We start from the raw sequence: 26685 nt of genomic DNA on the forward strand, positions 1-26685 counted from the left end.
AAATAAATTTAAGGATAATTCGGCGCGTTATGTAGAATTCGTGTGCCTGCTTCTTTTGCCGGTTTTCATCACCCATTTGGCGTTGCGGTGAGATGCGGAGCCGTCGGTCAGGCACGCTATCGCTAAAGCCACTGCATATTGTGTTGATGCGGTAGTCCCATGCGTAGTGGTTATTTTTCGAGCCGTCTAAGCGGCCTTAGAGATTCATACTAGGCGGGATGAGGTCTGTCAGCAAAGCGGATAAGGCGTCACTTATCGATGCAGTTCATGGTTTGGCGAATATTCCGATTATTGAGGAGTCAGTTTGTGAGTATTAGCTTACTCGAAAAGCAACGGGTAGCTTGGGCTACCCGTTGTCGGTGGCGGTTGCTGCGCGGAGGCAAGGTTTCAAGATTTATCCTCGTGATATATATCTTCCTCAGCGGGCGGCGTTGTCGCGTCGGCGTTATCAACATCATCCACCGCGTCTTCTTGGTCCTGGGCGTGATGAGGCGTCGACTTGCCAACGTCTCCTTCAAATGCGGAGAGCAGGACTTCGTTCTCGGCGTCCATATCGATGCTGCCTTGGAAGACGGCGCCGTCTTCCAGCACCAGGCAAGGGGTGATGATGGTGCCAACGATATATGCCGTATGATGGATAGAAATTTTGTGAGAGGCGATCAGTCGCCCTTCGACATGCCCTGCTACGTGTAGCGTTTGGGCATAGATATCCCCTTCCACGCGGCCGGCATTGCCAATGCTGACCGTATTGCGCTTGAACTCTACGGTGCCCACTACTTGGCCATCGATAACCAGTTCTTCCTCACCGATGACGTTACCTTTAATGCTGGTTTGGGCGCCGATGATAGCGGATCGCCCGGTCTTATCTCGTGGCACGTCCGCTTGGGTGGTGCTTTGGGGTGAGGCGGGAGGCGGCACCGTATGGTCGGCAGGAACACTGTCGGGTTTGTGCTTGCTGAACATAGGGGAAGGTCCAAGTCGCGTGAGAAAAAACAATGGTACCTGGAAATATTGCCTTGTCGGCTCGAGATCAAAAGGATGAGTAGCTGACGAAAAGGCCTGTTAGTCGTGTTTTCTCAGTGTGTAGAGACCTGCCTATACTCGTACATTCTATACTGACCAAGGGGCAATTATGGGGGGCGGGGATGTATTTTTCGTCTTGAGCTTGATAGCGCTCATCATCATTGTGCTGGACGGCAAGAGGCGTATCAAAAAGCGTACCTCCGCAGCCCAGCCGACTTCCTGGCGTCTGCAACAGCGTCAATCTCCCTCCAAAGAAGCCTCCAATCTGCCGAGTCAGTCGCAAAATCCAGCCAAGGTTGATTTACCGACGTCTCCACCGACAGAGACCCCCCAATGCTTGTCCGCGTCCGGCGGAAGCCTGATTGGTTCGACGCTGCGTATTGACGGTGATGTGAGTGCTCATGAAACGCTGGTCATTAGTGGCGCCGTCGTAGGCAACGTCACGGCCTGGGAACATTCTGTCATGGTTAACGAAGCGGGCAGCGTATCTCCGCGTATCGAGGCGCGTACGGTTTGCGTTGCCGGAAGTGTCATCGGCCAGCTCGTGGCCACGGATCAAGCCATCGTGCTCTCCAATGCACGCGTAAGCGGCAGCATTGACGCAAAACGCCTGAAATGTGAAAGCGGAGCCTGGCTACAATCGACTGTCACATGATGCTCTATCTGTAACCGCACATATCTGCCGTCGCTCAACGTTGCCGTCTTGTCGATACATTCGTGGAGTAGCCGTATTTCACGGCGCGAGCAGGTAGCCGCTGCGGTGGGCGTGGTGGCCGGCGACGTCGGCGACGATCATCCCGGCGGTGGCCATTCTGCGCTGGGTACGGGCGTAGAACATGCCGTCTTGCTCGGCACGCACGGGGTGTACGGCGTCACTGATGGGGTCGATGATCTCGGCGATCAGGTCGCCGCTTTTGACTTCTTCTCCCGGCGTGCGATGGAAGACCACGACGCCGCCCGCTGGGGCGCGCAGGAAGTCCATGGCGGCGAGCTCGGTAGCGGGATACGCCAGCGCGGGCAGCGGCGGCGCTTCGCCGTCGATCAGGGCGTGGTAGCGCATCCAGTCGAGAATCGCGTCGGCATCGCGTTCGGCGATGTCGCGGGCGACGTCCTGCTGGCCGCGCAGTTCGAGGGTGATCGACTGGCTGCCGTAGGGAATGGGATAGCGGTTGCCGAAGCGCTCGCGCAGTTGCTCCCAGACCAGGGTGAAGCATTCGTCGAACGAGCCGCCGCCGGAGTCGGTGGCGAGCATGCTGGCCTTGGCGCCGAAATAACGCGCCAGGGGCTCGAAGTCGGGCCATGCCGCCGGGGTGGTATAGAGATGCTCGACGGCGTGGAAATCGCAGTGCAAATCGAGGATGAAGTCCGCGTCGCAGGCCAGGCGTTGCTGCGTCAGGTGCAGGGACGCGTAGGCCGTGGTGGCCGGTTGTGCATCGAGGGCGGCAATGAAGCGCCGACGAATCTCGGCCCGGTTGTGCTCGGCATCCTGCGTTAGCGCGCTTTCCAGCCCTTCGGCGACAGTGTCGGTGACGTCGCGATAGCCTCGGTTGAAGTTGCTCACGCTTTCGAAGTCGTAGCGCCCCAGTGGAATGTCCATCAGTTGCTGGTCGAGCCCGATGGGGTTGGCGACCGGCACGACGATGACGTGGGCCTTGAGCTGTCCGGCCTCTTCCAGCGCTTTCAGGCGCTGCTTGAGTGTCCAGGCGACCAGCATGCCGGGTAGCTCGTCGGCATGCAGCGAACCCTGGATGTAGACACGCTTTTCCGCCTCGGCGGGGCCGAAGTGAAAACTCTCCAGGCTGCGCTGCGTGCCGGGAACCGGGCTCAACAAGGGATGCGTGCGATGCTGCATGAAGTGTCCTCGTAAAGGCCGGCGGTACGTTTTACCGCCGGCAATCGGTCATTGTTTGCCGACGGGCAGGGAGATGTCGTAGTCGAAGTATTGCTTCATCAGCTTTTCGTAGGTGCCGTCGGCATAGACGTCGCGAATGGCCTGGTTGAATTCCTCGGCCAGTTCCCGGTCGCGTTTGCGAAACGCCATGGCAGCGCCTTTGCCGAAGATCGAGGTGGGCGTTTTGATGTTCTCACCGATTTTCTTGAAGTCGCTGTCGTCATCCTGGAAGTGAAAGGTATCCACGGCGAGGGGATAGTCCTCGAAGGACAAATCCAGGCGCCCGGAGATCAGGTCGTTGGCAACGTCCTGAGAGGATGAATAGCGGCGGATATCGAGGGTGTCGCCGTACATCTGCGTGACATAGCTATCGCGGATGGTGCCGCGCTGCACGCCGACGGATAGATCCTCAAGCGCTTCTTTGTCGTTGATGTCGATGTCGCGATCGCGGCGCGTGATCCAGACGCTGGGGGTGTTGTAGTAGGGGATCGAAAACAGCACCTGATTTTCACGCTCGGGGGTGATGGCCATCGAGGAGAGAATGGCGTCGTACTTGCGCGAAAGCAGGCCGGGGATGATGCCATCCCAGGATTGCTCGACCCAGGTGCACTCCAGATTGGCGCGCTTGCACAGTTCGTTGCCGAGATCGATCTCGAAACCTTCCAACTCACCGCCCGCGGTGCGGTAGACGAACGGTTCGTAGGGCACGTCGATGGCCAGACGTACTTCGTCGGTATCGCGTGCCTGAGCGGTGGCGGTCGTGATGACTACGCCCAGTAGGGTCAGCGCCAGGAGCTTTTTCATGGTAAACCTCATTGGAATATTGTTCGGCACGCCGGATGTCACCCATTAATCGGTTTGAGATGCGCCAGGAGTTTCTTTTCCAGATAGCGGAAGAGATACAGGATGGCGAAGGTCAGGCACAGGTAAATCGCCGCCACGAAGAGGAAGGCGTCGAAGGGCGCGTAGAAGCGTGCATAGACGAATCGCGCCGCCCCGGTGAGGTCCATGATCGTGACCACGCTGGCGATGGCGCTGGCGTGGAGCATGAAGATTACCTCGTTACCGTAGGCCGGCAGGGCACGCCGGAAGGCGCTGGGCATGATGATGCGCCGCATCATTCGCGCGCGTGACATGCCATAGGCGCGTGCCGCTTCGATCTCGCCACGCGGTGTGGCCTTGATCGCGCCGTGGAAGATCTCGGTGGTATAGGCGGCGGTGTTGAGCGTGAAGGCGATCAACGCCGGATAGAAGGCGTCCTGGAGGACCGCCCAGAGGAAGGTGTCCTGAATGCCCTCGATGAACACCACGCCGTAATAGATCAGGTATAGCTGGATCAACAGCGGCGTGCCACGAAACACATAGGTGTAGAGGAAGATGGGCCACTTGATCCACTTGCGCCGCGAGCCGCGCGCAATGGCCAGTGGCACCGCCAGCATCAAGCCGATGATGAGGGACAAGAACACCAGACGCACGGTGCTGCCCAGCCCATCGAGGTAGTAGCCCAGGGTGTCGGCCGTGAAGATACTGTTGTCCGCAAGTAGCTCGGTGAACCAGGCGTTTAGTTGTTCCATTCGTCTGCCTCCCCGAAACCGACGTTATAGTGTTTTTGCAGCCGCGCGACGATCCATTCCGAGACACTGGCGATCAACAGGTAGATTATCGCCACCGGAATCATGAACAGGAACGGTTCGTGCGTGGCCTTGGTCGCTTCGGCGGCGATACGCACCATGTCGGAAAGGCCGATCACCGAGACCAGGGCGGTGGTCTTGAGCAGTACCATCCAGTTATTGCCCAGCCCGGGAAGGGCGTGACGCATCATCTGCGGAAACTGAATACGCCGGAAAATGAGCCGGCTGGACATCCCGTAGGCACGTCCGGCTTCGATCTGTCCGTTTTCCACCGCGAGAAAGGCACCACGAAACGTCTCGCCCATGTAGGCGCCGAAGATGAAGCCGATAGTCACGACGCCGGCGATGAACTCGTTGATGTTGATGAAGATATCCACATCGAACTGGTAGTAGAGCCAGTCGGTGAACATGTTGACGCCTATCTGGCCGCCGAAGAACAGCAGCATCATCAAGACGAGATCGGGCACCCCGCGAATGAGCGTGGTGTAGAGCGTGGCGATGCGATGGAACAGCCAGTGGCGAGACAGCTTGGCGCTGGCGGTGAGCAGGCCCAGGATCAAGGCCAGCAGCAACGACAGCAAAGCGACTTCCACGGTGACCAGCGCGCCTTCGAGAAGCCGGGGGCCGTAGCCCTGCAGGTCGATCATGCGTTTTTCTCCCGTCGGGGCGTCAGTGCTTAGGCGCCAGGAACTGCTTGAGGCGATCCGACTGTGGATTGTCGAGGACCTCCTTCGGCGGACCGACTTCCTCGACCATGCCCTGATGCAGGTAGATCACTTGCGAGGAGACGTCGCGGGCGAAGCTCATCTCGTGGGTCACCACGATCATGGTGCGGCCCTCTTCGGCGAGATCGCGCATGACCTTGAGCACGTCGCCGACGAGTTCGGGGTCGAGTGCCGAGGTCGGCTCGTCGAACAGCATCACTTCCGGGTCCATGGCCAAGGCGCGGGCGATGGCGCCGCGTTGCTGCTGGCCGCCGGACATCTGCGCCGGATAGTAGTCGGCGTGATCGAGCAGCCCCACGCGGTCGAGGAGTTGGCGCGCGTGTTCGATGGCGTCTCGCTTCGACTTGCCGAGCACGTGGATGGGCGCTTCGATGACGTTTTCCAGCAGCGTCATGTGGGCCCAGAGATTGAAGCTCTGGAACACCATCGAGAGCTTGGCGCGAATGCGCTCGACCTGCTTCCAGTCGACGGGCTCGCGGCCATGCCGAGTGGTTTTGAAGGCGATGTTTTCACCATGCACGATCAGCTCGCCTTCATTGGGTTGTTCGAGCAGGTTCATGCAGCGCAGAAAGGTACTCTTGCCGGAGCCGGAGGCGCCGATCAAGGTGATGACATCACCCTTGTGGGCCTTGAGAGAGAGCCCTTTGAGGACTTCGGTGTCACCGAAGCGCTTGGTGATGTCTCGCACTTCGAGGGGAATGGGCGTATCAGCCATGAAAAGCTCCAAACGTGGCGGTAAGTCACGGTCGGCACACCGGGCGGCGATGAAGAAGCCAGGGAGCGCGGTGTGGTGACCTGGGGCGGCTAGCGCGAAAAGGGAGCGATTCTAGCAGGCCGCGGGCGACCGAGCAGGCTCGATTTGGCGGCCGATGATACGACGTTTGTCGCATGGATGCGTCGTCTTGTGCATGAAGGTCGTCCTGTCGTTGTTGTCATTGAGTGTTGTGCGGAAATGCAAGAGCGTCATTTCGGTGGTGGGCACGCACGTACCAGCAGCGCCGCGCGCGCGCCGAGTTCCACCTGAGCATTGGGGAACACCACCGCCACCGGCGCCTCTTCGACGACGGTGTCGCCGGCTTGGCCATCATGCGCCAGCCGGGTGCCCACGGCGAACTCGGTGAAGTTGGGCGTTTCCTCGGAGAAGCACAGCGCGAAGTCCTGCGACTGACGCATCAGCTCGGTGACGACGCGGAAGAAACGCACCTCTTCGAGATTCCCCGAGGGTGTCTGACGGCCCTCGAGCAATGCCTCGAGCAGTGTGCGCATCCCGGACAGCGCGTCGAGGTCGTTCTCTCCGAAGGGGCGCACCTTGCCGAGCTCCAGCGTGAACGCCTGCGCCGCGTGATAATGCTTGGAATAATGCGAGAAGGTCCAGCTGTGGCGATGCTGATGCAAGGCCGCCTGCATGCCGGCGGCGGCCAGCCCATGCCATTGCGCGGGATCGGTCTTGGCGTCGGCGAAGGGCTCGACGGCGAAGCGCGGGTAGCGGCTGTCGCGAATCGCGGTGTGCATGTCGTAGTGCACGTGGGGCAGGGCATGGCGTGCGAAGAAGGCGTCGACGACGGCCATCAGCTCGCGGGCGCGGTCGGGCTCGTCGCCTTCCAGGTCCAGGTCTCGCTGGAACAGGCGATTGAGGTTGGTGGTGCAAAAACGCACGCCTTGTCGAATCGCCTCGAGGTTGCCGAGGATCACCAGCACCGGCGCGCCGAGCCTGAGCTGGCCGGCCTCGAGACGCGCCAGCCACGCGCCGACGAGCTCGATGGGCGCGGTCTCGTTGCCGTGGATGCCCGCCGAGACGACGCATGCCTGTGCCTCGGGGGCGAGCTCATCGGGAAGCAGTTCGAGCACGCCGGGCGCGTGCAGGCGATAACGCCCGCCGGGGACTTTTCCTTCGGGCCCTTCGCGTCCTTCGCGCGGCTCGACGGAGTCAGCGTCGAGACTCGAGGCGAGCCACTCGTCGAGCATGTTCAACGCCCCGCGGAGCGCTCGCCGCGCACATCGGTGGATTCGTAGGGAACGAAGAATTCCTGGTTGGTCATGTCGTGCGCCTCTTATGTTGTTGTGAGGTACGCGTTATTGCGAGGCCCGCCCCGTTTCAAGCTTCGTGCCGTTGCAAGCGTCGTGAGCGGACGAGTCGTGGCTGCAAGTATTGCTAATACGGCATTAGTACCGTTGATGGCTCTACATTACGAGCCGTTCGCACGACCACAAGAGGGGAGGTCGGCGTAATGAAAATGCCCGGTCTCATGATGAAAACCAGGTCGCTGGCGATAATCGACGATGTCTGGAGCAGACAGGCGGCTGGAGCAAGCGAGGCTTTCGTGAAGCGGTGTTTGGGCATATTATTATCCTGCTATTGATAACACGCTAAATAAAAGAGGATGGGTACATCATGACCTTGAGCACGTTCGGCAGACTTCACGCAGGTGGCGCGCCGCTCGTCATCATCGGCAGTTTCCTGATCGCCGGCACGGCCAATGCCTACTCGGCCTTCGCGCCGGATTCCCCCTATATGTTCGGTGATTGGGGAGGAGAGCGCACGGCGCTGGAAGATGCCGGCGTTGCCTTCAGCTTTGACTACGTCGGTGAAGCCGCCTCCATTCTCGACGGCGGTTACCGCGACAGCCACGTGACCAAGTACTCCGATCAGTTCGCCGTCGGGGCCAACTTCGACCTCGACAAGCTGGCCGGCATTCCGGACGCCGAGTTCCAGGTGACGATGGTCAATCGCAATGGCCATACGGCCAACGACCGGCTCAGCGACCCGGACGCGACGGTCGGGGGTTCCAATGTGCAGGAAGTGCAGGGGCGCGGGCCGGTCACGCGACTGACGCAGTTCTGGTACCGCCAGCGGTTCTTCGACGATGCCTTGTCGATCAAACTGGGGCGGATTCCCTTCGGCGATGACTTCGCCACCATCGACAGCAACTTCCAGAACCTGGCGTTCGGCGGGGCGCAGCCGGGCAACTGGGGCAACAATATCTATAACTGGCCGATCTCGCAGTGGGCGGCGGTGATCCGTACCAACTTCGCGTCCGATTGGTATGCCCAGTTGGGGGCTTTCAATATCAATGACAGCAATCTGGAGAACGACAACGGCTTCGATCTGCGCACCAGTGGCACCGAAGGCACGCTTTTCCCGGTGGAGCTAGGATATACCCCGACGTTGAATGGCATGGACGGCGCCTACAAGCTGGGCTTCTACACACAGAATGTCGAGAATCGCGCCTATGGCGCTGGCCCGGCAACGGATACCAGCGACACCAATACTGGGCTCTATTACGTGGTTCAGCAGCAGGTGACGACACGCGGCGGCAATCCCGATCGCGGGCTGACGCTGTTCAGCATGGGCAATGCCAACCACGGCGATACGGCGGGTATCGATCGTTACGTTTCGATTGGTGCGACCTACGAAGGGCCATTCGCTGCGCGTCCGCAGGACGACGCCGGCATCGGTCTGGCGTATCTCCACGTCAATGACGACGTCAACGATTACGTCGACTACTACAACGCCACACCGGTCGGTTTATCCTCGCCGCTGCCACGCCAGGGCCACGAGTACGACGCCGAGGTCTACTACAGCTTCAACCTGACCGACTACTTGGCGCTGCGTCCCAACCTGCAGTACGTGGTCAATCCGTCGGCGGTGGATTCGGTCGACAACGCCTGGGTTGCCGGCACTACGATCAAGGCGAGTTTCTGAGATCCTCTTTGAGCTTATCGCGCGTTGCCGGATAACACGAAATGCCCGGTTTCATGAGGGAAACCGGGCAGATTTTGGAGACGCTGCTCAGGCGCCGCGAGCACCCGTATAGAGGGTGTAGATCGACTGGCTGGCCGTCATCAGCAAGCGGTTGCGGTCCTCGCCCACGAAGCACAGATTGGCGCAGACTTCCGGAAGCAGAATGCGCGCCAGGCGCTCGCCGTCGGGAGTAAAAACCGAAACACCGTCCTTGCCTTCTCCGCCCGACACGCCGGCCCAGATATTGCCGTCCTGGTCTAGCTTGATGCCGTCATAGCCTTCGTCCTTGTTCGAAATCACCGTTTCACGATCGCCTTGCGTGGTGCCGTCTTCTGACAGGCGCCAACGCGAAATCGTGGCCGGCTGGTCGGGATAGTGCGACGGCGCGGTATCGCTGGCGTAGAGCGTGCGCTTGTCGGCGCTCAGCGCAATGCCGTTGGGTTTGTAGAGCTCATCGGAAAATAAGCGTGGCTCGTCGAGGTCGTCGTCGATGTAGTAGATCGCCGGGTCGAGCTCGAGTTCGCGCTTGTGGCCTTCATAATCCACGTGCGCGCCGTAGCCGGGGTCGGTGAATAGAATGCCGCCGTTATCCAGGGCGACCAAATCGTTGGGGGCATTGAAGCGCTTGCCCTGGAACTGGTCGGCCAGAGTCGTGACGCTGCCGTCCCACTCATAGCGCACTACGCGTGCGGGTGAGTGCTCACATGCTATCAGCCGCCCCCAGCGGTCGAAGGTGTTGCCGTTGGAGTGGCCGACGCCTTCACGTAGCACGCTGACCTCACCGCTGGCTTCATCCCAGCGCATCTGCCGGGCGCGGGGGATGTCACTGAACACGGCGTAGCGGCCCACGGCGTTCCAGGCGGGGCCTTCGAGCCATAAGCCCCCGGTCCATTGTCGCTCGAGCGGCGTGTTGAAGACGTAATAAGGCTTGAAACGATCATCGAGCACTTCCCAAGTCTTGTCAGGATAACGCTGTGGCGTGCCGGCCCCTGTGGTTTGTGCCAATAGCGTCGGCGCAAACGTGGCCGTGGCGGCAAGAGCGCTGGAAGTGGTGAGAAATTGGCGACGTCCCATCTGCATGGCGTGAAGATCCTTTGAATTCGTTGATTGTGATGTGTGACGGCCTCCCTGGCTTTTTAAATGTAGAACTAATGTACGCGTATGTTGAACTTATTCGACTAATGGCCGAGACGTGGCCGGCGAGTCCTTCGGGTGAGTCCTTCGGTAAAAAGTGGGCACTCATCGTGAATCGTGCCTATCAAGAATTGCCGCGAATGGCCGATAACCCCTTTGTCATCGATTTTGCATACGCAATAAGGGTCAAGGGGGGGTTAATGGCTAATTCGAGCGTGGTCGCTCACGCGGGCGACCCGTCGGCGCCGGTTTTATCGCACGGTGCTCATGCGGCGACGACACGTACGCAGTGGACACTCAAGCGCAAGTTGTGGCTGACGCTGGCGCTGATGTGGCTGGTGATGATCGCTATCGTGGTCAGCATGGCGTGGCAGAGCCGGAATGTGATGTTCGATGAGCGTCAGGCGGCGCTTTCCAACACCATCGGTATGGTGCATACCCTGCTGGAGGGGTATGCCGAGCGAGTCGAGTCGGGCGACTTGAGCGTAGATGAGGCCAAGGCGCGGGCCACCGAGGATCTCGACGCGATGCGCTTTGGTGCCGATCGTGACAATTATGTGTTCGTCTTCGATGCCGATGCGGATCTCGTCTATCACCCGCGTCGTGACGCGGGCACGAGCATGGCGGACTATGAGGATCCCAACGGGGTGGCGGTATATCGCGATCTGGCCTCGCTCGGCCAAGAGGACGGCGGCTATCTGCCGTATTCCTCGCGCGATGCCAACAGCGATGCGCTCTTTCCCAAGCTTAGCTACGTCGAGCGCTTCGAGCCCTGGGGCTGGAACATGGCGGCGGGTGTCTACACCAACGACATTCAGTCGGCTTTCATCGACAAGCTCTGGCAGTACGCGCTGGTCTTGCTGGTGGCAGGCGGTCTCCTGACGGCGGCTTTCTTGTTGGTGATTCGCAATGTGTATCGCAGCCTGGGCGGCGAGCCGGATGAAGCCGCGCGTGTTGTGGGGCGTATTGCCGAAGGCGATCTGACCACGCCCACCGCGTTGCGTGAAGGCGATACGCACAGTCTGATGTATGCCATCGAACGCATGCGTCTCGAACTGAGCAAGACGATCGCGCGTATTCGGGAATCCGGGGAAGCCATCGATCGGGGCTCGCGAGAGATCGCCACGGGTAACAACGATCTGTCCGCCCGGACCGAGGAGCAGGCGGCGTCACTGGCACAGACCGCGTCGAGCATGGAAGAGTTGACGGCCACCGTGCGGCAGAACGCGGAAAACGCCGATCAAGCCAATAAGGTCTCGGATGCCACGACGGCGTCAGTGGCGCATGGTCAGGAAGTGATTTCCCAGGTCGTGAGCACCATGGGCGAGATTCGCAGCAGCTCCCGCAAGGTGGCCGATATCATCTCGATGATCGATGACATCGCCTTCCAGACCAATCTGCTGGCGCTCAACGCCTCGGTGGAAGCGGCGCGAGCCGGCGAGCAGGGCCGTGGTTTCGCGGTGGTCGCCAGCGAAGTGCGCAATCTGGCCAGTCGCAGCGCGGACGCGGCGCGCGATATCAAGTCACTGATCGAAGGCTCGGTGGGGCATGTCAACGCCGGCGCCGAACTCGTCGATCAGGCCGATAGCGCCATGGGCGAGATCCGCGAGGGTGCCCAGCGTGTCAGCGACTTGATGGCCGAGATTTCCGCCGCCTCGCAGGAGCAGTCCTCGGGGATCGAACAGGTCAACCAGGCCGTCGCGCAGATGGATCAGGTCACCCAGCAAAACGCGGCCCTGGTACAGCAGGCCGCTGGCGCTGCCGGTTCGCTCGAAACGCAAGCTGGCGATCTTTATCAGGCCGTGGTGCGCTTCCGCGTATCATCGGAGCACTGAAACCGGTCCTGTAAGGTTCGCCTCGCGACCGGCGATGGCGAAAGACACGAATGCCCGGCGAGAATATTCTCGCCGGGCATTCGCGTTATGGCGCGGCTCACGGTTGCTTGCTTCCAGTCTCACACTTCAAGACGCCAGGCGTTGCATCTCTTCCTGATAGGTGTCGGCCAGCGACTGCTTGGTCGCGTCGTCGAAGACGCGCCCGGCCAACTGGAAGACTTCCTGCTCTTCCTCGTCGAGATGATGGGTGACCATCTCCTGCAGCTGGCGCGCCGTTGCTAGCCAGCCCGGTGAGCTGTAATCGGTCTGTTGCAGGGTCTCGATCAACTCGTCGATCTCGTGATGCTCGGCCACGCTATGACGGGCTTTTTCCTGCGTCATGTCGTGTTCCATCATGGGTATGTAGAGCGCGCGCTCTTCCGCCCCCGCATGATGTTCCAGCTCGGCGCGCACACGCTTGAACAGCTCATCGCGGCCATCGCTGTCGCCGTGCGTCTTGACCAGCAGATCGAGCAAGGTGCGCTGCCTGTCGTGGCTTTCGCGCAGTGCTTCGAATATCGTCATGATCCTCTCCCTAGATCGTTCACGGTCTTGGCCGTGGCTTGTCGCGCCACGTGTCACCTACCTTAAGCGACGCGCCGGGTGTGTGCACTCATCGCGTTATATTTCTCGCAACGTGCGTCGATTCATGCGGTGCAGGGCCAGTAGGCCCAGTGCCGGCCCGGGCAGTAGCCACCAGATGACATGCAGTTCCTGTTGCGCCCAGAAGTGGGTCGTGAGAGCAATTGCCGGAATCGTCACGGCAAACCCGATGGCGTTCATGATGGCCAGCGCCGCGCCCAGTCGTTCACGCGGCGCGGTGGCCGAGGCCAGGGCGGAGAACTGGGGCGAGTCGGCGATCACGGCCATGCCCCATAGCGCCAGCAGTGCCAGCAGGATGATCGGCGAGGCGTCGCCGAGTAGCGGATAGAACAGGCACAGGGTGCCGGAGATCGCTAGCGCGCTGCGCGCCACGTTGAAACTGCCGACCCGACGGCTGATGCGACCGCCCAACACACAACCGGGCAACCCTAAGCCGATAACAAGAAAGGCCAGCCAGGGTAGCCAAGCGGAATGCCCGCCCAGTCGCGCTATCTCACGGCTGACCATAAAGGGCGTCAGTGTCCAGAAGGCATATAGCTCCCAACAGTGGCCGAAGTAGGCAAAGGTCGACGCGCGAAAGTTAATCTGGCGGAATGCCGCCAGACCCGCCCAGGGGCGGCTCGACGTGGTGGGCCGCGGCAGTTGTGGGCCATCGCCCAGAGTGTAGATAAGCAAGGCGGCTATCAGGGCCAGGCCTGAGGCCAGCAGCAGCGGCCATTGCCAGGGCAGGTTGAAGGTTGCACCGCGCAACAGATGCGGCAGGGCGGTGCCCAGGGTCAGCATGCCCACCAGCCAGCCCAAGGCCGCGCCTGCATAGCGCGGCGTCCAGCTGACCACTAACTTCATGCCCAGCGGATAAATACCGGCCAGGCAAAGGCCGGTGAGAAAGCGCGCCAGTGCTCCGGCGTATGGGTCGCCTGCCACGAGAATGAACCCGGCATTGATGGCGGCCCCGGCAATCGCGGCCATGGCGAACAGTCGGCTGGCGCGGACACGGTCCGCCAGGCCGGTGATGGCGATCAGCAGCGTCCCGACGACGAATCCGGCCTGTACCGCCATGGTCAGTAGCCCTAGATCGGTATCGCTGAGGTCAACGGCGTTGACCAGTGCGGGGCCTACCCCATTGACGCTGAACCACAATGAAGTCCCGAACAGCTGGGAGATCACGATCACCGCGAGTGGCGTTTTCGCTAATTTCGTATTGAGCATTGTTTTGGATGGTGGCTGATCAAAAGCGATGGTGGGTATCGGGTAACGCAACGTCGCATAGAGCCGCTATTGCGCTTTCGCCGTAGGGTTGGGCGCGATGCCTTCGCAACATTCTTCCCGCAAGAAGTCGATCACATTTTCCAGGTGTTGATATTCAGGTATGCAGACAATGGTACGGCTATGCTTCTCCTGCCGGATCAGGCCTACCTTGGCCATGCGTGCCAGGTGATGCGAAAGCGTTGACGCCGGAATGCCCAAGGCTTTCTGGATCTCCCCGACGGAAGCCCCGCCATAGCCAGCCTTGACCAGGAAGCGAAACACTGACAGTCGATGACTATTTCCTAGTTCAGCCAGGCTGGCTGCAACCCTTTCATGATCCATGATCATCCTCGTAATTAACGATTCTATATTTCTAGAATATTAGTTGACATGGCCGAGAGCGGCAACCTAACCTGATCAATATTATTTCGACTAAACTAGAAATATAGGAGTATAAGATGTCATCTCAACTGCAAGACGCGCTAGGCATGTTTGCCTTTCTCGCCATCGAACTATCGGTCTTGTTCATTGGTATCAGCCTGCTGGTCGGCGTTCTTCAACGTCATATCCCGCAATCCAAGATAGAAGCTTTAATGAGTTCCAACCGACGCACAGGCTATTTGCTGGCGGCGGGGCTAGGCGCAATCACGCCCTTTTGCAGCTGTTCGACCATCCCCATGCTGAAAGGCTTGATTCGTGCACGTGCCGGATTTGGGCCAATGATGGTGTTTCTATTCGCCTCTCCTTTACTGAACCCCATCATCGTCGCCTTATTGGTTGCTACCTTCGGGTTGACTCTCACCGCTATCTACGTGCTCGCGGCGCTCGTGGTGTCACTCGGCGCCGGATGGTTACTGCAAACGCTAGGGTTTGAACGTTATATCCGCCGTGAGACAGACCAACAGACGAGGGGATGTGGAGCCTCCGGAAGTAGCTGCAACGCCAATCCGGCTGTATCAAGTAGCGACATCAGGCGATGTGGCAGTAATCCGGCGGAGGCTTCCTGCGGCACTGATGGAACAACGAGTGCTCCGTCCGATGGGTGCTGCGCCGCGCAGCCCTCTGCACCTGCGGCAAGTAAAGGCAAATACAGCGGTTTGTGGCGGGAAGCCTGGTCGGATTTCGTGGACGTTCTGCCATATCTGCTCATCGGTATTGCCATTGGCAGTTTGATCTATGGCTATATGCCCACGGGCCTTCTGGAACAGTATGCCGGCCCGGACAATCCCTTCGCCATTCCGGTTGCTGCTGTCATCGGTGTGCCGCTGTATATACGTGCCGAGGCGGTGATACCGCTGGCAGCAGCGTTAATGGCCAAAGGAGTGGGCGCCGGCACCGTGTTGGCGTTGATCATCGGGAGTGCCGGTGCCAGCCTGACCGAGCTGATCCTGCTGCGCTCACTGTTTACACTCAAACTTTTGGCGGCTTTTGTGGCTATCATCTTTGCGATGGCGATGATTGCAGGCTACGTCACCTTCCTGTTTTTCTGAATGAATTCCACAAGCCGACCTTTAATCCAGTTACGTTTCTTTAGATCGCCTCGATGATGGCCTGGGCCAGGTCCCGCGTCGTGCCTTGCCCCTTGAGGTCGGGCGTCAGCACGCTGGGGTCGGCCTTGGCGAGTACCGACTCGATGGCGTCGAGCATGGCCTTGCCGGCATCTTCGTGACCCAGGTGATCGAGCATCATGGCGCCGCACCAGATCTGGCCGATGGGGTTGGCGATGCCTTGGCCGGCGATATCCGGCGCACTGCCGTGGACCGGTTCGAAGAGGCTGGGGAAGGCGCCTTCGGGGTTGATATTGGCCGAGGGCGCGACACCGATGGTGCCGGTGCATGCAGGGCCCAGGTCGGAGAGGATGTCGCCGAACAGGTTGCTGGCAACGACCACGTCGAACCAGTCGGGGTGGAGCACGAAATTGGCGGTGAGGATGTCGATGTGGAATTGATCCACGTCGATCTCCGGGTAGGACGCGTGCATGGCTTTCACGCGTTCGTCCCAGTAGGGCATGGTGATCGAGATGCCGTTGGACTTGGTGGCTGAGGTGAGCTTACCGCGCGGGCGCTTTTTGGCCAGCTCGAAGGCGTACTTGAGCACGCGGTCGACGCCGGTGCGGGTCATCACGGTTTCCTGCATTACCGTTTCGCGCTCGGTGCCCTCGAAGATCTTGCCGCCGATGCTCGAATACTCGCCTTCGGTATTCTCGCGGACCACGTAAAAGTCGATGTCGCCGGGCTGGCGATCGGCCAGAGGACTCTTGATACCCGGCATCAGCTTGCAGGGGCGCAGGTTGATGTACTGATCGAACTCACGCCGAAACTGCAGCAGCGAGCCCCATAGCGAGATGTGATCGGGCACCTTTTCGGGCCAGCCCACGGCGCCGAAGAAGATGGCGTCGAAGCGGGACAGCGTGGTTTTCCAATCGTCCGGCAGCATCTGGCCGTGGGTGAGATAATAGTCGCAGCTAGCGAAGTCGAAGTCTTCGAAGGTGAGGTCGATGTCGAAGCGCTGCGCCGCGGCCTGCAGCGCGCGGACGCCTTCCGGCGTGACTTCGGTGCCGATGCCGTCACCGGGAATGACGGCGATGTTGTGTGTGCTCATGAAAGGCTCCTTGAATAATCGGGTGAGACGGTACGTCTTTGGTGCGTCCCTTGAGTCTAGCGCGCGGCAGCGCGATGATAATCAGGCTATAATGCAAGCTACTCTTGAATAAAAGTGGAGAATGACGTGACGCCGCTCGACGATCTGGCCTTCTTTCAGCAGGTGGCGCGTTCTGGGAGCTTGACCGGTGCCTCGCGTGAGCTCGGCCTGTCGCTGTCGGCGGTGAGCAAGCGCCTCATGCAATTGGAAGCGCGACTCGATGTGTCGCTTGCCACACGCACCACGCGGCGATTGACCCTGACCGCTGAAGGGGAACGTTATCTGGCGCGTGGGGCGACGATTCTCTCCGACCTTGGCGAGCTAGAAAGCGAATTGCGTGACCGCCGCGGCGATCTGTCCGGACGTCTGCGCATCAATGCCACCTTTGGCTTCGGGCGGCGGCATGTGGCGCCGTTGATCGCGACCTTTACCGCACTTCATCCGGGTGTGGATATCTGGCTGGAGTTGACCAACTTCCCCTTGAGCCTCGCCGATCATGGCTTCGATCTCGGTATTCGCGTCGGCGAGCCGCCCGATGCGCATCTGGTGGCGCATCCGGTTCTCGCCAACCGCCGTATCCTCTGCGCCTCGCCTGACTACTTGCGGCGAGCGCCGCCCTTACAAAGGCCGGAAGACCTGGCGCGGCATACCTGCCTGGTCATACGCGAAAACGACAGCGACTTCGCGCTGTGGCGCTTCGAACGCCAGAGTGAGGTGCGCTCGGTACGAGTCGGTGACCACTTGGCCAGCAACGATGGCGAAGTGGTCACCTGCCTGGCGCGGGAAGGGGCGGGGGTTCTGCTGCGTTCGTGGTGGGATGTGCACGCTGCCTTGTCGCAAGGTGAACTCGTGCCCTTGTTGCCGGAATGGCAGGGCTTACGCGCGGATTTCTATGCCGTGCATGAGCCGCGTCGCCATGCCGGTGCGCGCCTGAGGGCATTTGTCGAACATCTGCAGGATGGCATGCGGGGACGCGTGCCCGAGTTGCCCGAGGCATCATATTAACGCCCCCTGTGGCCTTTGGTGCCATGCTATCTGCTATGATGTGCCGCCTTGCGGCGGGCCAGGTCCGCGTCGCGCTTTCGAGGTCATAGGGAGTCGAGGGATTGAATATCCTGATGTTCACCAATACCTACTGTCCGATCGTGGGTGGGGTGAGTGAATCCGTTCAGCGTCTCAAGCGGTGTCTGCAACGTGAGGGGCATAGCGTATTGGTCGTGGCGCCAAAACTGGACGGTCAGCCGCGTTTCGAGCGCGATGTAGTGCGCGTGGTGGCCATGCAGCGTTTCAACGGCAGTGATTTTTCTATTCCCGTGCCGGTGCCCGGCCAGCTTTACGAGGCCCTCGAGGAGTTCGAGCCCGACCTGGTGCATTCTCACCATCCCTTCCTGCTGGGCGATACGGCGGCACGTGTGGCGCAAACCTATGGCCTGCCGCTGATCTTTACCCATCACACGCTTTACGAGCATTACACCCATTACGTGCCCGGTGACTCGCCGCGCATGCAGCGTTTCGCCATTGCCCTGTCCAGCGAATACACGCGCTTGTGCGATGCAGTGATCGCCCCCAGCGAGAGCATCGCCGAGTTATTGGCCCAGCGGAGCGTAGTGCCCGATAAGGTGCGCGTGATTCCCAGCGGCGTGGATACGCGAGCCTTTGGGCAGGGCAATGGATCGCGCTGGCGTCAACGTTTCGGCATCCCCGAGGATGCCATGGTGGTGGGCCACGTGGGGCGTCTGGCCATGGAAAAGAACCTCGGCTTTCTGGCGGCGGCGTTGTCGCGTTTCCTGGCGCGTCATCCCCAGGCCCGAGCCTTGATCGTCGGCGAGGGCGAGGCACGCACGGTGATGCACGACCATGCCGCCCGCGAGGGCGTGGCGGACCGTTTCCATTACACCGGCAAGCTGCACGACCAGGCATTGATCGATGCCTACCATGCGATGGATGCCTTTGCCTTCGCCTCGCATAGTGAAACCCAGGGTATGGTCATCGCCGAAGCCATGGCGACGGGGCTGCCGGTGGTGGCGGTCGACGCCAGTGGCGTGCGCGAAGTCCTGAGCGATGGCTTGAACGGCATCATGCTGCCGAACGACGATGTCGAGACGTTTGCAAAAGCGCTGGAAACGCTTCAAGAACCGGCGTTGCGTGCCAGGTTGCGCCAGGGGGCGTTAGACAGCGCACATAAGCTCGATGAGCGACGTTGTGCCGAGCGCTGCTTGAGTATCTATCGTCAGGTGCTCGAGGCCGAGGCGAGCGCGGCGGAGCGTGACGATGGTGCCTGGGAGAAGGTGCGCGGGCGTCTCGAAGGGGAGTGGCGCTTGCTGCGGCATCGCGGCAGGGTCTTGCGCTCAGTGTTTCAAACCTTGCCACAAAGCGATGGCGTCCAGCCAACGGAAGAAGTCCCTAGTAAGTGAGCGCTCACGGGGTGAGCGTTAAACGCGTTTGCCGCGACGCTCGGCATAACGCTTGAGTCCCCACAGAAGTCCTACCGCGACGATGATGCCGCCAGCGGCAATCAGCAATCCCTCGTGGCTTTCTGCGGTGACCAGCGACCCCAACTGGCTGCCCAGCAGGGTGACGCCGAGCAGTCCCGGGGCGATCCCCAGGGTGGAGCCGAGCATGTAATCGCGAAAACGTAAATGGCAGGCCCCGGCCAGCATATTGGTCAGGGTGAAGGGCGCCAACGGCAGCAGGTTGAACAGCACCATGGTGCGTATGCCGCGTCCCGCGAGAAGGCGGGCGAGGCCGTTGAGTTTCTTGCCGCCGTGACGTAGCAGGGCATCGCGCCCCAGAGCTCGTCCTACCCAATAAGTGGCGATCGACGCCGATAGCGTCCCTAGCATGGCGTAGACGAATCCCCAGCCGGGCCCGAAGATCAGGCCGGTGGCGGCGACTAGTATGCTCAATGGAAAGACGACTAGGGACGTGAGTGCATACACGCCCATGATGGCCAGTGGCGCCCAGGGGGCGTCGCGCCATGACGCGGCATTTTGCAGCAGATTGAGCAGCGCTTGCGGGGTCAGGATGTCGTGCATGGCGAGCCATTGCCAGAGCAGGCCACAGCCGAGCATGACACCGAGCAAGATGAACAGAATTCCGAGAGAACGAGACATGCGGACCCTCTAAGCGTGAACTGCGCCAAGCATACGTGAGAGCCCGCACGGGGGAAACACGGCACCTTGCGTGCCGTGTCGAACGCGGATCAGTCTTCCAGCGACAGCGCTTCTTTCACCACTGGCCAGGCTGCGTCGCCATCGGTCGTGGTCACGCCGTCGAGCATTTCCTCGACGCGATCCGGATGATCCTCGATCCAGGTCGTGGCCACGGTATCGAGCTCTTTCTCGTCAAGACCGAAGGCCTTGATCATCCAGCTCTGCTGCTCGGCGGTGAAGCTGAAGTTCTCGAAGAACGCCGTCAGATTGGGGTTGTCGTCGGCGTATTCCGAGCTCATCAGGGTGAGCACCTGGCTGGCGCCGTTGCCTTCGCCGAACAGGTTCTTGCTGTCGTCCAGATAGCGCATCGGTAGCTCGAGGTTCATCCAGTGCGGCGTCCAGCCGACCCAGACGATGGGCTCCTCGCGCGAGACGGCATCGCGTGCCGCGCTAAGCATGCCCACGGTGCTGGTATCCACCAGTTGCCAGTCGCCGAGTCCCCAGGAATCGTTGTCGATCGCCTTGTTAAGGATCTCGCTGGCGGCGGAACCGGCACCGAAGCCATGAATCTTGCCGTCGAACATGTCGCGGTGCTCGTCTAGATCTTCGAACGAGGTCACACCTTGTTCGTAGACATACTCGGGCACCGCCAGCGTCATTTGCGCACCATCGACGTTATTGGCGATACGCGTCACGCTTCCTTTGTCTTCCATGGGGGTGAGCATCGGCTCTTGCGCCGGTAGCCAACCGCCCAGGAAAACGTCTACATCGCCGCTTTCCATGCCCTGGTAGATGACCTGCAGGCCGATGTCATCGGTTTTCGACTGATAGCCGAGGGGCGCCAACAGCTGGCTGGCGATCTCGGTCTTGACGGTAATCCCGGGCCACGACGGCACGCCGAAGCGCACCGTGTCGGCTGCTTGAGCCGGCAGTGCCAGGCCGATACCGGCGGCTAGCGGTAGTCCGACGAGTATGGGGCGAAGCGAATGAGACATTAGGAAACTCCCGTTTCATTGGTGGATGTTGTCGGAGTAGCGGGCGCGGCGGTAGAGGCGTGGCGCGCCAACACGCGTAGATGCGATTCGAGGTGGTCGATATCCAGGTAGGTGCCTTGCAGGTGACGGCGGCCGGTATTGGGATCGAAGGCGCCACGACCGTGCAGCACGCGACGGTTGTCGAAGGCCACCATCTGTCCGGATTCGAGCGCGAAGTCGACGCGGAAACGCGGCTCGCGCAGACGTTGCCAGAAGATCAGATACGCTTCGTACCAGGCGTCGGCTTCTTCCGGCGGCAGGCGCAGGGTGTCGCGAATCCAGTTGTTGAAGCGAACTTCGCGGATGCGGCCTGTGGCGTCGACGTCGATGACCGGGGCGCGGACCGCGATATCGCTGTCCTCGTCCTGAAAGCGGAAATCGATGGGCGTATCGCGCAGACGCAGGAAGGCTTCCGGTACTTCGTGGCGCATGGCTTCGGCCACGGCGAAACCGTCGGCGAACAGAGATGCGCCGCCCTCGGCTTCGTTTTCCAGGCAATACAGCAACTGAATGTCCGGCGGATGGCGCCAGTTGGGCAGGTCGGTATGCAGCTCGAGACCGATGGCGGTATACGCGGCGTTATTGGGATTGGGCTTGGACTGAACATCGAAACGAGCGCCGAAGTTGGTGGCGCGCATCGGCCCGAACATTTCGGTGATACGCACGACTTCCTCGAGTTCGCGCGGGCCGTCGTCGAGCAGCACCAGGCCGTCGCGCAGCAGGGCGGTCAGCCATTCGCGACGGCCGTCGCTGCCGGCCATCATCTCGGCATGCGATACATGCACGGGGGTAAAGTCTTCGCGCCAGGCTTCGGCAAGCGGAACGCCGTCGTCGGCACGCGCCTCGGGGCGACGCTGATGCAGCCAGCCGGCGTCGAAGCGCGACTGGTGGCCGTCGGCCCAGCGCAGGGCCAATACGCCGTCTTCGATGGCTGCTTCGGGGTGCGCGTTGAGGAAAGCATCGTCCTCGAGCGGCATGTAGAGGCGTTCACGCGTAATCGAGTGGCGGCACTCGGGGCAGGCGCAGTGATCGCGCAGCCAACGATAGCTGTAACGCGCACTATCGGCGTTTTCCCAGGTTACCTCCAGCGCCTTATCGCCAGCATCGCAGGCACGTAGCGCGGGGCCTTGCGCATAGGGAGAGAGTTCACTCATTTCGACGGCGGGGGATTGGCTCTGGGACTGCATGTCGGCCTCCTGATGTTGGGTCGTGCGAATCGGCCTCTAGCATGTCGCCTCATGGCGACATTAGACAAACGATGAATCTCGGACCTAAGGCCAAGTTTTGCTAATGGGTGGCTTATTGATGATCATGGGCGGACTTCCATCACCCTCGAGGTCACCATGTCCCTGCCACCGATTCTGTGGATGCAAGCCTTCGAAGCTGCCGCGCGCACGTTGAGTTTCACCCAGGCCGGGCGCGAGCTGGGCGTGACGCAATCGGCCATCAGTCAGCGGATTCGCTTGCTCGAGGACCGTCTCGGCCAGGCACTGTTCGTGCGGCACCCGCGCAGCCTGACGCTGACACCGGCCGGGCAGGCCTGGTTGCCGAGCATTCAGGAGGCCTTCACACGCATTGCCGAAGGCACCGCTGAGGTCTTCGGGCCGCATCCCGACGCGCCGGTCACACTGCGTGCGACTCCCGCAGTACAGAATGGTTGGCTGGCCACCGAGCTCACGCAGTTTCATCATCGGCATCGCGATGTCACGGTGCGCTTGGTGAGTGCCGTATGGCCCGGCGACTTCGGCGCTGAGGGCGTGGACATGGAGATCCGCTACGGCCAGGGGGACTGGGCCGACATGGAATCGGTGCTGCTCAATGAGGAGGTCATGCTACCGGTGTGTTCGCCGGAGTTGGCTCGTGAGTTGCAAACGCCCGAAGACGTGGCCGGGCATACTCTCTTGCATGCCGCCGGTTTTGCGCTGGGCTGGCCGAGTTGGTTGGCGCTGGCCGGGTCCGAAGGGCTGGAAGCGCGTTGTGCTTCGTTCATTTGCGATACCCAGGTCGCCACGCTGGCGTTGGCGGCACGCGGGGCGGGTATCGCCTTGACTCACCGGCGGCTCTTCGAGGGACGCGACGATCTGGTGGCGCCCTTTGAATTGTGCATGCCCACCGACGAGGCCTTCTGGTTGGTGCGCCCCAAGGCGCGGGTACTGCGTCCGGCATGCGAGGCATTATGGGCATGGTTGCGCGATGCACGTGAACTAGACTGATATGAGTGGCCCATGAATGGGGCTAGCGAGCCCGAGGAGACGCGCATGATGAGGCATCGGTACGCGAGTCATTCAATACTTGTCGCCATGGGCATTACCTTGCTGCTGGTGGGGGGAATCACGACGGCCAGCGCGGACGGCGTGAAGGTCTACGATCCTGGTAGCGGGCGCTTGCTGCCGCTCGAGTCGTACCCGGCCGGGCATGAAGACAGACGCCACGACCGCAAGCGTCACGTCGGCCATGGATGGGATAAGGGGGGATGGCGAGAAGGACGCCAGCGCATCGATGTACACCCGTCGATCATATTGCAGCCCAGCGTGTCATCGTCGCCGGACATCGAAACGCGCGCTGAAACGTCCCAAGGTAGCCGTGTATGTCGCGGGGACGATGGCGGCGCTACCTGGTCGACGCGCCCTACGCCCTGTGCTTCGACCACGACCCCGGAGAGCCGCGATGCAACGCCGCAATGATGGCGTCGCGATGCGCCGCTGCCTGATGTGGGCCTTTTTGGTCCTCGCGGGGCTGGGGCTGTCGTGGCTAGCGAGCGCGCAATCCGACGCGGGTGACGCGTCCCACGGCGTGGTCCTGAGCATCGACGGCAGCATCGGCCCGGCTACCAGCGATTACTTTCAGCGCGGTCTCGAGCGTGCCGACGAAGCCGGTGCCTCGCTGGTGATTCTCGAACTCGACACACCGGGCGGTCTGGATGCCTCCATGCGCGACATGATCCGCGCGATGCTGGCCTCGCCGGTGCCGGTGGTGAGCTATGTGACGCCCGCCGGGGCGCGTGCCGCCAGTGCGGGTACCTATCTGCTCTATGCCAGTCATGTCGCCGCCATGGCGCCGTCGACGCACCTCGGCTCGGCGACGCCGGTACAACTGGGGGGTGGCGGTGGCGATAACGATCAAGTGCGTGAAGAGGGCGAAGGTGGCGGTGAAGCGGGCGAGGATGGCAATGACGCCCAGGCGTCTTCCTCGGCGATGGAACGCAAGGTCCTCGAGGATGCCGTGGCCACGATTCGCTCGCTGGCCGAGCGCCATGGACGCAACGCTGAGTGGGCCGAACGCGCGGTGCGCGAAGCGGCCAATCTCACGGCCAGCGAGGCTCTGGAAGCCAATGTCGCCGATGTCGTGGCGAGCGATCTCGACGACTTGTTGACGCAACTCGACGGACGGCGCGTGGTCATGGCCGATGGCGAACGCACGCTTGCCACGCAGGACATGACGCTCGAGCGTCAGCCGCCGGATTGGCGCGCCCAGGTGCTGGCGTTCATCACCAATCCCAACGTTGCCTATTTCCTGATGATCATCGGCTTCTACGGGCTGATCTTCGAGCTGCTCAGCCCGGGCACGCTGTTTCCCGGTGTAATCGGCGCCATCAGCCTGGTGTTGGCCATGTACGCCTTCCAGATGCTCTCGGTGGGTTATGCGGGGCTAGTGCTGATTTTCCTGGGTATGGCGCTGGTGGTGGCCGAAGCGTTCGTGCCCAGTGTCGGGGTGCTGGGCTTCGGTGGACTGGCGGCCTTTGTCGCCGGCTCGGTGATGTTGATGGATGACACGCATCAGGCGCTGGCATGGCCTCTGGTAGGCGGTGTGGCGCTGGTGGCTGCCGGCTTCCTGTTGTGGGTGGTGACGCGCTTTTTGGGGATGCGCCAACGTCGCCCTCAGGGCGGCCAGGAGGAAATGATCGGCCAGGAGGCCACGGTGCTGGCGGACTTCCAAGGACAGGGCAAGGTTATGGTACACGGCGAGCGCTGGCGGGCGCGCTGTGTATCGCCCGTGGCACGCGGCCAGCGGGTGCGAATCGTATCCAACGAAGGCTTGACGCTGGTCGTCGAGCCCATCACGGCAACCCCCTAGTCCTTATGCGGGGCACGCCAACGCTAAGCGAAAACGAGAAGGAGTCACGCCATGTACGCCAGTTATGCCTATCTAGTGCCGATTGTCCTGGTCGTGCTGTTGCTGTTCGCGGCAATACGCATCCTGCCGGAGTACAAGCGCGGCGTGGTGTTCTTCCTGGGCCGTTTTCAGGCGGTAAAGGGGCCGGGGCTGTTGTTTCTGATTCCAGCCATTCAGAAGATGCAGGTCGTCGATCTGCGCACCGTGACGCTGGATGTGCCGGAACAGGACGTCATCTCGCAGGATAACGTGACCGTGCGCGTCAACGCGGTGCTCTATTTCCGCGTGGTCGATCCCGAGAAGGCCATCATCCAGGTCGAGAATTTCGGTATTGCCACCAGCCAGTTGGCACAGACTACCTTGCGTTCGGTACTTGGCAAGCATGACCTCGACGAGATGCTCTCCGAGCGCGACCGTCTCAACAACGATATCCAGGAGATCCTCGATACCCAGACCGAGGCCTGGGGCATCAAGGTCGCCAATGTCGAGATCAAGCATGTCGACCTCGACGAGAGCATGATTCGCGCCATCGCCCGGCAAGCCGAGGCCGAGCGCGAACGGCGCGCCAAGGTGATCCATGCCGAGGGTGAGCTGCAGGCCTCGCACAAGCTGGTCGAGGCTGCCGATGTCATGTCCAGCAATTCGGCGGCGCTGCAGTTGCGCTATCTGCAGACGCTCAGCGACATGAGCAACAAGAACGCCTCGACCATCGTCTTTCCGTTGCCGATGGACATCATGGATGCCTTCAAGGGCCAACTGAACAAGGCGGGGGCCGCGTCGACGGGCAATGAAGCGCCGGGTAGTGCCTCGTCAGATACGTCGTCGAGCCGTTCGTCACCCAATGACGAGATGCCGGGCAACGAGGCGTGACAGACGGCTGTCATATCGAGCGGTTAGAATGGCGCCTCGTTTTCATCAGGAGCCAGGCGCCATGACCGCTGACAGCCGCCATCTGGCGATTTTCGATCTCGACGACACCCTGCTCGATGGTGACTGTACCGGGCTGTGGATTGCTTGGTTGGTGCGCCGCCAGTGGGTGGAAGACGGCGAGGCCTTCATGGAACAGGTGGCGCGTCACGATCGGGCGTATCAAGCCGGTACGCTGGATATGCAGGCGCATCTGCGCTTCGTGCTCGCGCCACTGGTTGCGCGCTCGCACGAGGTAGTGCGTCATGAGGTGGAGGCCTTCGTCGAGGCCTGGATTCGTCCGCGTTTGATCCCCGGTGCGCTGGAACGCTTGGCCTGGCACCGTGACCAGGGCCACGCCACCTTGATCATTTCGGCATCGATGCATCATCTGGTCGCGCCCATCGCGGACGCGGTGGGCGCCGACGAGGCGTTGGCCACGCGCCCGGCTTTCGATGCCGAGGGGCGCTTCACCGGCGAGCCGACCGGCATCGTCACCTATCAAGCGGGCAAGCTGACGGCGTTGGATGCCTGGCTCGCGGAACGCGAGGCGCTGGCTGCGTGCCCCGACGTTCTCTGGGGCTATAGCGACTCACACAACGATTTACCGCTGCTCGAGCGTGTCGATCATGCCCACGCCACGCAGCCCGATGCTCGCCTGGCGCGCATCGCCGAGCAACGCGGCTGGCCGGTGTTCGACTGGCGTGAGGCACGTCCGTCTACGACGAAAGGTGCAAGTACGACATCGAGTTGATAGAATCCCGCGCTTCCTGGGCGCCCCGCATGGGGCGAGCGGCACGCTAAGAGGCCGCGCCCGCCACTCGTCAAACCGCATGGACCGTGGCTGACGCCGTCTTCTGCCGCCTTGGGGCGCCTCCTGGCATGAATGATCGTGCATGATGGAGACGTGTCGGTATCAGTGATCGTGTTGCGTTTGACGAGTGAGGCCGTGCCATGACGGCCATGTAA

26 protein-coding genes are annotated in these 26685 nt (G+C 61.3%); 11 read left to right on the top strand and 15 right to left on the bottom strand.

Annotation, left to right across the window (positions count from 1 at the left end):
- Positions 1-387: 387 nt before the first annotated feature.
- Entirely contained in the window at positions 388-963 is a 576-nt protein-coding gene (locus L1071_RS14525) for a bactofilin family protein (RefSeq protein WP_246976238.1), read from the bottom strand.
- A 169-nt stretch (positions 964-1132) separates the two neighbouring features.
- Here L1071_RS14525 and L1071_RS14530 point away from each other — a divergent pair, with 169 nt between their 5' ends.
- Complete coding sequence (locus L1071_RS14530) at positions 1133-1678, top strand: bactofilin family protein (protein WP_246976241.1); 546 nt, start codon at positions 1133-1135, stop codon at positions 1676-1678.
- A 78-nt stretch (positions 1679-1756) separates the two neighbouring features.
- Here the strand turns inward: L1071_RS14530 and L1071_RS14535 are convergent, their stop codons facing one another.
- From L1071_RS14535 to L1071_RS14560, 6 genes are all read right to left on the bottom strand, one after another.
- Positions 1757-2875 (bottom strand): succinylglutamate desuccinylase/aspartoacylase family protein, encoded by a 1119-nt coding sequence (locus tag L1071_RS14535; RefSeq protein WP_246976244.1) that lies wholly within the window; start codon positions 2873-2875, stop codon positions 1757-1759.
- Positions 2876-2923: 48 nt separating this feature from the next.
- Positions 2924-3718: a transporter substrate-binding domain-containing protein gene (locus L1071_RS14540; RefSeq protein ID WP_246976247.1), complete on the bottom strand. Its 795-nt coding sequence runs from the start codon at positions 3716-3718 to the stop codon at positions 2924-2926.
- 38 nt (positions 3719-3756) lie between these two features.
- The gene (locus tag L1071_RS14545; protein ID WP_246899989.1) at positions 3757-4488 is read right to left on the bottom strand and encodes an ABC transporter permease; all 732 of its coding nucleotides are present in this window, start codon (positions 4486-4488) and stop codon (positions 3757-3759) included.
- The gene (locus L1071_RS14550; protein ID WP_246976250.1) at positions 4476-5192 is read right to left on the bottom strand and encodes an ABC transporter permease; all 717 of its coding nucleotides are present in this window, start codon (positions 5190-5192) and stop codon (positions 4476-4478) included. The genes L1071_RS14545 and L1071_RS14550 overlap by 13 nt, the downstream gene beginning before the upstream one ends.
- A 22-nt stretch (positions 5193-5214) precedes the next feature.
- Complete coding sequence (locus L1071_RS14555) at positions 5215-5985, bottom strand: ABC transporter ATP-binding protein (protein ID WP_246976253.1); 771 nt, start codon at positions 5983-5985, stop codon at positions 5215-5217.
- Between the two features lie 248 nt (positions 5986-6233).
- Positions 6234-7235, bottom strand: coding sequence for a succinylglutamate desuccinylase (locus L1071_RS14560; RefSeq protein ID WP_246976256.1), 1002 nt, complete (start codon positions 7233-7235; stop codon positions 6234-6236).
- A gap of 427 nt (positions 7236-7662) precedes the next feature.
- Between L1071_RS14560 and L1071_RS14565 the strand changes: the two genes are divergently transcribed.
- Complete coding sequence (locus L1071_RS14565) at positions 7663-8973, top strand: carbohydrate porin (protein WP_246976260.1); 1311 nt, start codon at positions 7663-7665, stop codon at positions 8971-8973.
- An 87-nt stretch (positions 8974-9060) separates the two neighbouring features.
- Here the strand turns inward: L1071_RS14565 and L1071_RS14570 are convergent, their stop codons facing one another.
- Positions 9061-10092 carry an SMP-30/gluconolactonase/LRE family protein gene (locus L1071_RS14570; protein WP_246976263.1) on the bottom strand — a complete coding sequence of 344 codons (1032 nt, stop codon included), beginning with the start codon at positions 10090-10092 and terminating at the stop codon, positions 9061-9063.
- Positions 10093-10346: 254 nt separating this feature from the next.
- Between L1071_RS14570 and L1071_RS14575 the strand changes: the two genes are divergently transcribed.
- Positions 10347-11981: a methyl-accepting chemotaxis protein gene (locus L1071_RS14575; protein ID WP_246976266.1), complete on the top strand. Its 1635-nt coding sequence runs from the start codon at positions 10347-10349 to the stop codon at positions 11979-11981.
- 126 nt (positions 11982-12107) lie between these two features.
- Here the strand turns inward: L1071_RS14575 and L1071_RS14580 are convergent, their stop codons facing one another.
- From L1071_RS14580 to L1071_RS14590, 3 genes are all read right to left on the bottom strand, one after another.
- Complete coding sequence (locus L1071_RS14580) at positions 12108-12545, bottom strand: hemerythrin domain-containing protein (RefSeq protein ID WP_246976269.1); 438 nt, start codon at positions 12543-12545, stop codon at positions 12108-12110.
- Between the two features lie 96 nt (positions 12546-12641).
- Complete coding sequence (locus L1071_RS14585) at positions 12642-13832, bottom strand: MFS transporter (RefSeq protein ID WP_246976272.1); 1191 nt, start codon at positions 13830-13832, stop codon at positions 12642-12644.
- 66 nt (positions 13833-13898) lie between these two features.
- A complete protein-coding gene (locus L1071_RS14590) occupies positions 13899-14213 on the bottom strand; it encodes an ArsR/SmtB family transcription factor (protein ID WP_246976275.1) in 315 nt (104 codons plus the stop codon).
- 116 nt (positions 14214-14329) lie between these two features.
- On the opposite strand from L1071_RS14590, the gene L1071_RS14595 reads away from it, so the two are divergent.
- The gene (locus tag L1071_RS14595; RefSeq protein ID WP_246976278.1) at positions 14330-15361 is read left to right on the top strand and encodes a permease; all 1032 of its coding nucleotides are present in this window, start codon (positions 14330-14332) and stop codon (positions 15359-15361) included.
- Positions 15362-15401: 40 nt separating this feature from the next.
- Here the strand turns inward: L1071_RS14595 and L1071_RS14600 are convergent, their stop codons facing one another.
- Complete coding sequence (locus L1071_RS14600) at positions 15402-16472, bottom strand: tartrate dehydrogenase (RefSeq protein WP_246976281.1); 1071 nt, start codon at positions 16470-16472, stop codon at positions 15402-15404.
- A gap of 126 nt (positions 16473-16598) precedes the next feature.
- Here L1071_RS14600 and L1071_RS14605 point away from each other — a divergent pair, with 126 nt between their 5' ends.
- Positions 16599-17516, top strand: a complete 918-nt coding sequence (locus tag L1071_RS14605) for a LysR substrate-binding domain-containing protein (protein WP_246976284.1) — start codon at positions 16599-16601, stop codon at positions 17514-17516.
- A gap of 101 nt (positions 17517-17617) precedes the next feature.
- Positions 17618-18925, top strand: a complete 1308-nt coding sequence (locus L1071_RS14610; RefSeq protein ID WP_246976287.1) for a glycosyltransferase — start codon at positions 17618-17620, stop codon at positions 18923-18925.
- Positions 18926-18943: 18 nt separating this feature from the next.
- Here the strand turns inward: L1071_RS14610 and L1071_RS14615 are convergent, their stop codons facing one another.
- From L1071_RS14615 to L1071_RS14625, 3 genes are all read right to left on the bottom strand, one after another.
- Positions 18944-19624, bottom strand: coding sequence for a TVP38/TMEM64 family protein (locus L1071_RS14615; protein ID WP_246976290.1), 681 nt, complete (start codon positions 19622-19624; stop codon positions 18944-18946).
- 89 nt (positions 19625-19713) lie between these two features.
- Positions 19714-20658, bottom strand: coding sequence for an ABC transporter substrate-binding protein (locus tag L1071_RS14620; protein WP_246976293.1), 945 nt, complete (start codon positions 20656-20658; stop codon positions 19714-19716).
- Entirely contained in the window at positions 20658-21884 is a 1227-nt protein-coding gene (locus tag L1071_RS14625; protein ID WP_246976297.1) for a TauD/TfdA family dioxygenase, read from the bottom strand. Before L1071_RS14625 ends, L1071_RS14620 begins: the two co-directional genes overlap by 1 nt.
- A gap of 156 nt (positions 21885-22040) precedes the next feature.
- Between L1071_RS14625 and L1071_RS14630 the strand changes: the two genes are divergently transcribed.
- From L1071_RS14630 to L1071_RS14650, 5 genes are all read left to right on the top strand, one after another.
- Positions 22041-22910, top strand: coding sequence for a LysR substrate-binding domain-containing protein (locus tag L1071_RS14630; protein WP_246976300.1), 870 nt, complete (start codon positions 22041-22043; stop codon positions 22908-22910).
- Between the two features lie 45 nt (positions 22911-22955).
- On the top strand, positions 22956-23381 hold the full coding sequence (locus L1071_RS14635; protein WP_246976303.1) for a hypothetical protein: 426 nt from the start codon (positions 22956-22958) through the stop codon (positions 23379-23381).
- On the top strand, positions 23365-24771 hold the full coding sequence (locus L1071_RS14640) for an NfeD family protein (protein ID WP_246976306.1): 1407 nt from the start codon (positions 23365-23367) through the stop codon (positions 24769-24771). Before L1071_RS14635 ends, L1071_RS14640 begins: the two co-directional genes overlap by 17 nt.
- Before the next feature lie 51 nt (positions 24772-24822).
- Positions 24823-25680, top strand: a complete 858-nt coding sequence (locus L1071_RS14645) for a slipin family protein (protein ID WP_246976309.1) — start codon at positions 24823-24825, stop codon at positions 25678-25680.
- A 61-nt stretch (positions 25681-25741) separates the two neighbouring features.
- Complete coding sequence (locus tag L1071_RS14650) at positions 25742-26470, top strand: HAD family hydrolase (protein WP_246976312.1); 729 nt, start codon at positions 25742-25744, stop codon at positions 26468-26470.
- Positions 26471-26685: the final 215 nt, after the last annotated feature.

Origin of the sequence: Chromohalobacter sarecensis (assembly GCF_023061135.1) — a bacterium.
Taxonomy (GTDB): Bacteria; Pseudomonadota; Gammaproteobacteria; order Pseudomonadales; family Halomonadaceae; genus Chromohalobacter; species Chromohalobacter sarecensis.

Bases quoted from the DNA above. Each gene is read 5' to 3' on its own strand.
- L1071_RS14525 (WP_246976238.1), bottom strand. From the start codon at position 963: ATGTTCAGCAAGCACAAACCCGACAGTGTTCCTGCCGACCATACGGTG.
- L1071_RS14530 (WP_246976241.1), top strand. From the start codon at position 1,133: ATGGGGGGCGGGGATGTATTTTTCGTCTTGAGCTTGATAGCGCTCATC.
- L1071_RS14535 (WP_246976244.1), bottom strand. From the start codon at position 2,875: ATGCAGCATCGCACGCATCCCTTGTTGAGCCCGGTTCCCGGCACGCAG.
- L1071_RS14540 (WP_246976247.1), bottom strand. From the start codon at position 3,718: ATGAAAAAGCTCCTGGCGCTGACCCTACTGGGCGTAGTCATCACGACC.
- L1071_RS14545 (WP_246899989.1), bottom strand. From the start codon at position 4,488: ATGGAACAACTAAACGCCTGGTTCACCGAGCTACTTGCGGACAACAGT.
- L1071_RS14550 (WP_246976250.1), bottom strand. From the start codon at position 5,192: ATGATCGACCTGCAGGGCTACGGCCCCCGGCTTCTCGAAGGCGCGCTG.
- L1071_RS14555 (WP_246976253.1), bottom strand. From the start codon at position 5,985: ATGGCTGATACGCCCATTCCCCTCGAAGTGCGAGACATCACCAAGCGC.
- L1071_RS14560 (WP_246976256.1), bottom strand. From the start codon at position 7,235: ATGCTCGACGAGTGGCTCGCCTCGAGTCTCGACGCTGACTCCGTCGAG.
- L1071_RS14565 (WP_246976260.1), top strand. From the start codon at position 7,663: ATGACCTTGAGCACGTTCGGCAGACTTCACGCAGGTGGCGCGCCGCTC.
- L1071_RS14570 (WP_246976263.1), bottom strand. From the start codon at position 10,092: ATGCAGATGGGACGTCGCCAATTTCTCACCACTTCCAGCGCTCTTGCC.
- L1071_RS14575 (WP_246976266.1), top strand. From the start codon at position 10,347: ATGGCTAATTCGAGCGTGGTCGCTCACGCGGGCGACCCGTCGGCGCCG.
- L1071_RS14580 (WP_246976269.1), bottom strand. From the start codon at position 12,545: ATGACGATATTCGAAGCACTGCGCGAAAGCCACGACAGGCAGCGCACC.
- L1071_RS14585 (WP_246976272.1), bottom strand. From the start codon at position 13,832: ATGCTCAATACGAAATTAGCGAAAACGCCACTCGCGGTGATCGTGATC.
- L1071_RS14590 (WP_246976275.1), bottom strand. From the start codon at position 14,213: ATGGATCATGAAAGGGTTGCAGCCAGCCTGGCTGAACTAGGAAATAGT.
- L1071_RS14595 (WP_246976278.1), top strand. From the start codon at position 14,330: ATGTCATCTCAACTGCAAGACGCGCTAGGCATGTTTGCCTTTCTCGCC.
- L1071_RS14600 (WP_246976281.1), bottom strand. From the start codon at position 16,472: ATGAGCACACACAACATCGCCGTCATTCCCGGTGACGGCATCGGCACC.
- L1071_RS14615 (WP_246976290.1), bottom strand. From the start codon at position 19,624: ATGTCTCGTTCTCTCGGAATTCTGTTCATCTTGCTCGGTGTCATGCTC.
- L1071_RS14620 (WP_246976293.1), bottom strand. From the start codon at position 20,658: ATGTCTCATTCGCTTCGCCCCATACTCGTCGGACTACCGCTAGCCGCC.
- L1071_RS14625 (WP_246976297.1), bottom strand. From the start codon at position 21,884: ATGCAGTCCCAGAGCCAATCCCCCGCCGTCGAAATGAGTGAACTCTCT.
- L1071_RS14630 (WP_246976300.1), top strand. From the start codon at position 22,041: ATGTCCCTGCCACCGATTCTGTGGATGCAAGCCTTCGAAGCTGCCGCG.
- L1071_RS14635 (WP_246976303.1), top strand. From the start codon at position 22,956: ATGATGAGGCATCGGTACGCGAGTCATTCAATACTTGTCGCCATGGGC.
- L1071_RS14640 (WP_246976306.1), top strand. From the start codon at position 23,365: ATGCAACGCCGCAATGATGGCGTCGCGATGCGCCGCTGCCTGATGTGG.
- L1071_RS14645 (WP_246976309.1), top strand. From the start codon at position 24,823: ATGTACGCCAGTTATGCCTATCTAGTGCCGATTGTCCTGGTCGTGCTG.
- L1071_RS14650 (WP_246976312.1), top strand. From the start codon at position 25,742: ATGACCGCTGACAGCCGCCATCTGGCGATTTTCGATCTCGACGACACC.